Consider the following 7408-nt stretch of genomic DNA (forward strand, 5'->3'; position numbering starts at 1 on the left):
GCCCAGCAGTGCGCCCAGCAGCAGGTTGCCAGGGCTGATTGACAGGTTCAGCACCAGCCACAACACCCACAACGCCAACGACAACCAGGGGGCAGGGAACAGACGTTTCATGGCTGCACCTCCAGGGCGGCGGCCTTGGCTTCAGGGCTGGGCACTGGCCGGGTCGCGAGCACTGCCATCACGTAGTGTTCCGGGTTGTTCAGGCTTTCGGCGGTGGCCTGGGTGTAGCGCATCAGCGCTTCGGCCTTGAAGGTCAGCGCTATGCTCAACCCCAGCAGCAGGAAGATCGGCACACACTCGTAGCGGCGCAGCAGCGGTGATGGGCGTTCTTCCGGGGTCCAGAAGCGTTGGATGCCGAGGCGGGCGAAAGCGATGAGCGAGGCCAGGCCAGAGAGAATCAGCAGCGCCACCAGGCCCCAGGCCGCTGGGCGGATCGATTCGTCCACGGCGTTGCCCAGGCCCAGTGGATTGATCAGCGCACTCAACAGGCTGAGCTTGCCGATAAACCCGGACAGCGGTGGCATGCCGATAATCAGCAGCGCGCAGGCGATAAAGCTCAGGCCCAGGAAAGCCATGGTCCAGGGGATGACCTGGCCAATCACTGCTTTTTGCTCATCGTCCAGGTTCACGCCAGGACGCGGATGCAGCGATTCCATGGCTTTGGGCAGCGCATCAATCTCCTCATCCAGCGGCAGGTCGTTGGCCGAACGCGAACGCTCGATCAGCTCCGCCAGCAAAAACAGCGCACTCAGTGCCAGGGTGGAGCTGACCAGATAGAACAGCGCCCCAGCGGTCAGGCTCGGCTGGGCAAACCCGACGGCCGACAGCAGGATCCCGGCCGACACCAGGATGCTCAGGCTGGCCATGCGCTCCAGGCGCTGCGCCGCCACCATCGCCAGTGCCGCGCAAATGATGGTCGCCATGCCGCCGTACACCAGCCAGTCGCCGCCAAACAGCGCCGAGGCGCCGGCCTGGCCGGAGAACAGCAGGGTCCACAGGCGCAGCACGGTGTACACGCCGACCTTGGTCATGATCGCGAACATTGCCGCCACCGGCGCGCTGGCCGAGGAATAGGCGGGCGCCAGCCAGAAGTTCAGCGGCCACATCCCGGCCTTGGCCAGGAACGCCGTCGCCAGGATCGCTGCACCAGCATGCAACAGGCCGCGATCGGCCTCCGGCACCAGCGGTATTTTCAACGCCAGGTCGGCGAAGTTCAGCGTACCGGTGACGCCGTAGATCATCGCCGCGCCGATCAGGAACAGCGACGACGCCAGCAGGTTGATCGCGATGTAATGCAGCCCCGACGACACCCGCGCGCGGCCTGAACCGTGCAGCATCAGGCCGTAGGAGGCGGCCAGCAGCACCTCGAAGAACACGAACAGGTTGAACAGGTCGGCGGTGAGGAAGGCGCCGTACAGCCCCATCAGTTGGATCTGGAACAGGGCATGGAAGCTGGTGCCCGCACGGTCCCAGCGTGCCATGGCGAACAGCAGCGCGCTGACGCCTATCACCCCGGTAAGCACCAGCATCATCGCCGACAATTGGTCCACCACCAGCACGATGCCGAACGGCACCTGCCAGTTGCCCGGCAGGTACACGCCAATGGAGCCGGGGCCGCCTTGTTGCGTCCAGTACAACAGCAGGATGGCCACGCCCAGGCCGACGATGCTGGAGCACAGATTGATCTGGGCTTTGAGCGGGCGGCGTTTCTCGCCCAGCATCAGCATCAGCCCGGCGGTGAGCAGCGGCAGCAGGATCGGCGCGACGATCAGTTGATTCATCCACGTCATTCCTTAGGCTCCCGGCCGTCTACATGGTCAGTGCCGGTGAGGCCGCGGGATGCCAGCAGCACCACCAGGAACAACGCGGTCATGGCGAAGCTGATCACGATGGCCGTGAGCACCAGGGCCTGGGGCAGTGGGTCGGTGTAGTTGAGCAGGTCTTGGGGCACGCCGTCCTTGATGATCGGCTCCTTGCCGATAAACAGGCTGCCCATGCTGAAGATGAACAGGTTGACTCCATAGGACAGCAGGCACAAACCCATGACCACCTGGAACGTCCGTGGCCGCAGGATCAACCAGACGCCGGAGGCCGCCAGGACCCCAATGGCTATTGCGATGACTTCTTCCATCAGGCGGCTCCTTCGGTTGCAGCAACCACTTTGGGCTGGTTGCTCGGTTTATGCGCGCGTACCGACTGGTGGCCGAGGGCGGTAAGCATCAACAGGGTCGAGCCCACGACCATGGCGTACACGCCGACGTCAAAGAACAGCGCACTGGCGATATGGATATCGCCCAGTAACGGCAGGCTAAAATGCCAGGTATGCGTGGTGAGGAACGGGTACCCGGCGAACAGCGCGCCCAGCCCGGTCAAGGTGGCCGACAGCAGGCCGAAGCCCATCCAGCGCATCGGCCGCAGGCTCATCTGCGCCTCGACCCACTGGGTACCGGCGACCATGTATTGCAGGATAAACGCCACCGACATCACCAGCCCGGCGACGAAACCACCACCCGGTTGGTTGTGGCCACGCATGAACAGGTAGAACGACACCACCAGCGCGATCGGCAGCAGCAGGCGCACCAGCACCGCCGGCACCATCATGAAGCCCAGGGCGGTGTCGCTGGCCTGGCGCGGGTTGACCAGGTCGGTGGCCACGTCCGGTGCCAATTGGCGCTGTTGCGCCGGCAACTGCATGCTTTCCTTGGACGGGCGGAAGCGGCGCAGCAGGGCGTAAACAGTCAACGCCACGGCGCCGAGTACGGTGATTTCGCCCAAGGTGTCGAAGCCACGGAAATCCACCAGCATCACATTCACCACATTGCTGCCGCCGCCTTCGGGCAGGGCACGGCTTAAGTAGAACGAGGAGATATCGTTGGGCGTCTGGCGGGTCAGCATCGCGTAGGACAACAGCGCCATGCCGCCGCCGACTACGGTGGACAGCAGCAAGTCACGCACCCGGCGAATTCGCGCCTTGCGCAAGGTGTTGGGCAATGGCCAAACTTCCTCGATACGCCGTGGCAGCCAGCGCAGGCCAAGCAGGATCAACACGGTAGTGACCACTTCCACCACCAATTGGGTGAGGGCCAGGTCCGGCGCCGAGAACCACACGAAGGTGACGCAGGTCATCAGGCCGCACACGCTGACCATGGTCAGGGCCGCCAGCCGGTGGTACTTGGCTTGCCAGGCGGCACCCAGTGCGCAGGCAATCGCCAGCAACCACAGGGTGACGAAGACGATGGAGCCCGGGATTTTCGGGCGGTCGCCCCAACTGAGGCCACTGTTGATCATCGGGATCATTGCGCCGATCACCGCCAGCAGCACCAACAGGAACAACTGGGTTTGCAGGCGCTTGGTGCTGATGCGTTTCTCGATGCGGCGCACGCCGCGCATCATCACCACCAGGCAGCGCTCGAAACCGCGCTTGCCGTTGAAGTAGCCGATCAGCGGCGGGTATTCGAAGCGGCCACGCTTGAGTTGCTTGCGCAGCAGCAGGTACAGCACCACGCCGCCGGTCATCGCCACCAGGCTCATGATCATCGGTGCGTTCCAGCCGTGCCAGATCGCCAGGCTATATTCCGGTAGCGTACCGCCCACCACCGGCAGGGCGGCAGCGGCGAGGATCGAACCGACCACCTGGGCCGGGAAAATCCCCACCAGCAGGCAGGTGAACACCAACAGCTCGACCGGGGCGCGCATCCAGCGCGGCGGCTCGTGGGGCGTGTGCGGCAAGTCGGTGGCGGGCGGGCCGAAGAACACATCCACGGTAAAGCGCAAGGCATAGGCCACGCTGAACGTACCGGCGATGGTCGCGATCAGCGGCAGGGCGATTTCCACCCATTGGGTCGACGAGATAAACACGGTTTCGGCGAAGAACATCTCTTTGGACAGGAAGCCATTGAGCAACGGCACCCCGGCCATGGACGCACTGGCTACCATCGCCAGGGTCGCGGTAAACGGGATCAGACGTACCAGGCCACTGAGCTTGCGGATATCCCGCGTGCCGCTTTCATGGTCGATGATACCCGCCGCCATGAACAGCGAAGCTTTGAAGGTGGCGTGGTTGAGAATGTGGAATACAGCGGCAACTGCAGCCAGTGGGCTGTTGAGGCCCAGCAGCAGGGTGATCAGCCCGAGGTGGCTGATGGTGGAATAGGCCAGCAGGCCCTTGAGATCGTTTTGGAACATGGCGCAGTAAGCGCCGAGGAGGAGCGTGAGGGCGCCGGCACCGCCGACGATCCAGAACCATTCTTCGCTGCCGGACAGCGACGGCCACAGGCGGGCCAGCAAGAACACGCCGGCCTTCACCATCGTCGCCGAATGCAGGTAGGCTGAAACCGGAGTGGGCGCCGCCATGGCGTGGGGCAGCCAGAAATGAAAGGGGAATTGCGCGCTTTTGCTCAAGGCGCCGATCAGCACCAGGGCCAGCATGACCGGGTACAGCGAGTGCGCGCGAATCTGATCGCCCGCCGCCAGCACCTGGTCCAGGTCATAGCTGCCGACGATATGCCCCAGCAGCATCACTCCCGCCAACAGGCACAGGCCACCTGCGCCGGTGACCATCAGCGCCATGTACGCACCCCGCCGCGCATCGGCACGGTGGTGCCAATAGCCGATCAGCAGGAACGAAAACAGGCTGGTCAGTTCCCAGAAAAACACGATCTGGATCAGGTTGCCGGAGATCACCAGGCCAAGCATGGCGCCCATGAACGCCAGGAAAAACGCAAAGAAACGCGGCACCGGGTCGTCCGGTGACATGTAATAACGCGCATACAGCGACACCAGCGTGCCGATGCCCAGCACCAGCATCGAGAACAGCCAGGCAAACCCATCCATGCGCAACACGAAGTTCAGCCCCAGGCTGGGCAACCACATGAATTCTTCGCGGATCACGCCACCGTGGGCGATCTGGGGGTAGAGCAGGGCGACTTGAATAGTACCGACCAGTGCCACAAGGCCGGCCAACAGGGATTCGGTGTTACGTGCGTTATGCGGCAGCAAGGCCGCCAGACAGCTGCCGATAAAAGGCAGAAGCAGTAGAACTATCAGGGACATAGGCTTCTAATCTGCGGGAGTTTGGGATGCATCATACGTGCCGCTTTCACGATCACCAAACGGCAAGATGTGGCAGGATCCTACAAGGTAGGCTGAAACTTCCCATTTGGCACTGTTTCAACCTCCCTCTGAACTGAAATGCCGACCCTGTGGGAGCCGGGCTTGCCCTCGCCTACTGTAGGAGCGAGGGGGACGCCTAGTTCTTGCTCGCGAAAAACGTCAACGATAACGTGGGTTTGCTGAATGGACGCGGCGCCTGTAAGTTTTTCGCGAGCAAGCTCGCTCCTACAAAAAGCCTTAACTGACTGGTATTCGGGCTTGCCCGCGATGACGATAGACCTGGCACCACAGCGTTCCCAGGTTAGCCCTGACGCTCCTGTTCCAAGGCATCTGCCTGCTCAACGGCCTTCTGCCCCTTCGTCTTCAACTCACTCACAATCACCGCCACCACAATCAACACCGCGCCCAACATCGCAATCGGCGGGAACCGTTCCCCGGCGATACGCCCCACAACGCCAGCCCACACTGGCTCACCGGCATAAATTAACGTCGCCCGGGTTGGCGAAACACTTTGCTGGGCCCAGTTCATCGCCACCTGGATCACCGCACTGGTCAAGCCCAGGCCCACGGCACTGAACAGCAGCAGCCAGGAAAAGCCCGGCAACGCCTCGCCCATGGGCACCACCATCATGAATGACAGCACCGAAGCGGTGGCCAGTTGCACCACGGTCACCCGGCGAATATCCACTTGGCCTGCAAATGCGCTGATCAAGATGATCTCGGCCGCTATTGCCACGGCACCGACCAGCGTAGCGATTTCACCTGGGCTGAAGTTCAGTGAAGCCCCCGCCGGGCCGGTCAACAGCATCAACCCGGCAAACGCCAGCATGATACCGATGCTGGGCATCAACCCGGGGCGACGGCCCAATACCAGCCACTGCAACAGCGGCACGAATGGTACATACAAGGCGGTGATAAACGCCGACTGGCTGCTCAAGATGGTTTGCAGGCCAATGGTCTGCAAGCCATAGCCGAACATGATCGCCACCCCGATAAACACCCCGGCCTTCAATTCGAACAGGGTCAGGTCGCGCAGGGTGCGCAAGGAAAAAAGCCCAACCACTATCGTCGCCGCCGCGAAGCGCAGACCCACAAAAAACATCGGCCCGCTGACGGCCATAGCGTGCTGCACGAGCAAAAAGGTGCCGCCCCAGATCATGGTGATCACCACCAGGATGCATTCGGCTTTACTGAAACGGTTGAAACGCGAAGGGGAGTTCGGGGTGGTCATGGCGGCTCGGTCTTGCAAGGGGAAAGCACGGACCGCACAATGCGCCGCACGCTGGGCAGTATACTGCGCACACCCACCTATTGAGCAATATAGTGCACAAAGAAAATCCGCAACGGGCCTCGGTCCTGCAGCACGTCAGCCAGAACGTTCGTCGCCTGCGCCATGCCGCCGACCTGAGCCAGACCGCGCTCTCGGAAAAATCCGGGGTCAGCCGGCGCATGCTGGTGGCGATTGAGGCAGGGGAGAAGAACGTCAGCTTATCGACCCTGGACCGAGTGGCCGAAGCGTTGGACGTGGCGTTCAGTGATTTGATCCAGGCGCCGGATGCTCCCGATCACAGCTGCATCAACGAGCTGGCCTGGGCGGGTGAGATCCCGGGCAGCAAAGCCGTATTACTGGCTAAGGCTAACGCTCGACGTGAAGTTGAATTGTGGGAGATGCGCTTGGAACCAGGGGATCGCTACTGTCCCGAGCCGGATCCGGAAGGGTGGAGCGTGCAGTTGTTTGTATATGAAGGTCACCTGACACTGAAAGTGGGAGACGAAAAAATAATCGTCAGCGCTGGCGAGTTTTTTATGTTTGCCAGCCGCCAAGGCCACGTCTACCGCAATGATAGTGAGGTCGCGGTGCAGTTTGTTCGTAATGTCGTTATTTGATTAATTTGTCAGGTGTCTGTCGACAGTTTTTATTGTTTGTCAACTGTTGAGTTTGACAGGTTTAAGCGTTCGTCATATTTGCTAGATTGGTTTCTCGATATCGTTGATGTGCTATCAGCGCAAGTCGAGTTAACTTATTGAAGGAGATAGTCAATGGATATTTTTTTGCCTGATCCAGCTACAAACCTGCCTGGCTCGACGTTGCCTGATGCTTCGATCACTCCGGTGAACCCTGATGGGACGCTCAATAATCACGATATCGAGAATAAACTCGCTTACATGCACGTGTTCCCCTATGCCGGTATCCAACTTGAGGACGAGGTAGCTTGCTCCCAAAAAGTGGAGGGCGGAACGTGGTTCAGTTTTCGTAAGGTCACTAATCCTTGCGCCACTATCGACGTATTAGTAC

6 protein-coding genes and 1 pseudogene are annotated in these 7408 nt (G+C 61.2%); 2 read left to right on the top strand and 5 right to left on the bottom strand.

Annotation, left to right across the window (positions count from 1 at the left end; translation table 11 throughout):
- From GIW04_RS25505 to GIW04_RS25525, 5 genes and pseudogenes are all read right to left on the bottom strand, one after another.
- Positions 1 to 111 (bottom strand): annotated as a pseudogene (locus GIW04_RS25505) (Na+/H+ antiporter subunit E); the annotation flags it as partial.
- Positions 108 to 1790: a monovalent cation/H+ antiporter subunit D gene (locus GIW04_RS25510; protein ID WP_003192165.1), complete on the bottom strand. Its 1683-nt coding sequence runs from the start codon at positions 1788 to 1790 to the stop codon at positions 108 to 110. The gene GIW04_RS25510 and the pseudogene GIW04_RS25505, both read right to left, overlap by 4 nt.
- On the bottom strand, positions 1787 to 2131 hold the full coding sequence (locus GIW04_RS25515; RefSeq protein ID WP_003192163.1) for a Na+/H+ antiporter subunit C: 345 nt from the start codon (positions 2129 to 2131) through the stop codon (positions 1787 to 1789). Before GIW04_RS25515 ends, GIW04_RS25510 begins: the two co-directional genes overlap by 4 nt.
- Positions 2131 to 5052, bottom strand: coding sequence for a monovalent cation/H+ antiporter subunit A (locus tag GIW04_RS25520; protein WP_003192157.1), 2922 nt, complete (start codon positions 5050 to 5052; stop codon positions 2131 to 2133). The genes GIW04_RS25515 and GIW04_RS25520 overlap by 1 nt, the downstream gene beginning before the upstream one ends.
- A 361-nt stretch (positions 5053 to 5413) precedes the next feature.
- A complete protein-coding gene (locus GIW04_RS25525) occupies positions 5414 to 6343 on the bottom strand; it encodes a DMT family transporter (protein ID WP_003192156.1) in 930 nt (309 codons plus the stop codon).
- Positions 6344 to 6435: 92 nt separating this feature from the next.
- Between GIW04_RS25525 and GIW04_RS25530 the strand changes: the two genes are divergently transcribed.
- Both GIW04_RS25530 and GIW04_RS25535 read left to right on the top strand, forming a co-directional pair.
- Positions 6436 to 6999, top strand: coding sequence for a helix-turn-helix domain-containing protein (locus GIW04_RS25530; RefSeq protein WP_003192155.1), 564 nt, complete (start codon positions 6436 to 6438; stop codon positions 6997 to 6999).
- A 153-nt stretch (positions 7000 to 7152) separates the two neighbouring features.
- On the top strand, positions 7153 to 7408 hold a 256-nt coding region (locus GIW04_RS25535; RefSeq protein ID WP_236479311.1), incomplete at its 3' end, for a hypothetical protein.

Source organism: Pseudomonas sp. PA-4-8C, assembly GCF_021606625.1.
In the GTDB taxonomy this organism is placed as follows: domain Bacteria; phylum Pseudomonadota; class Gammaproteobacteria; order Pseudomonadales; family Pseudomonadaceae; genus Aquipseudomonas; species Aquipseudomonas lactis.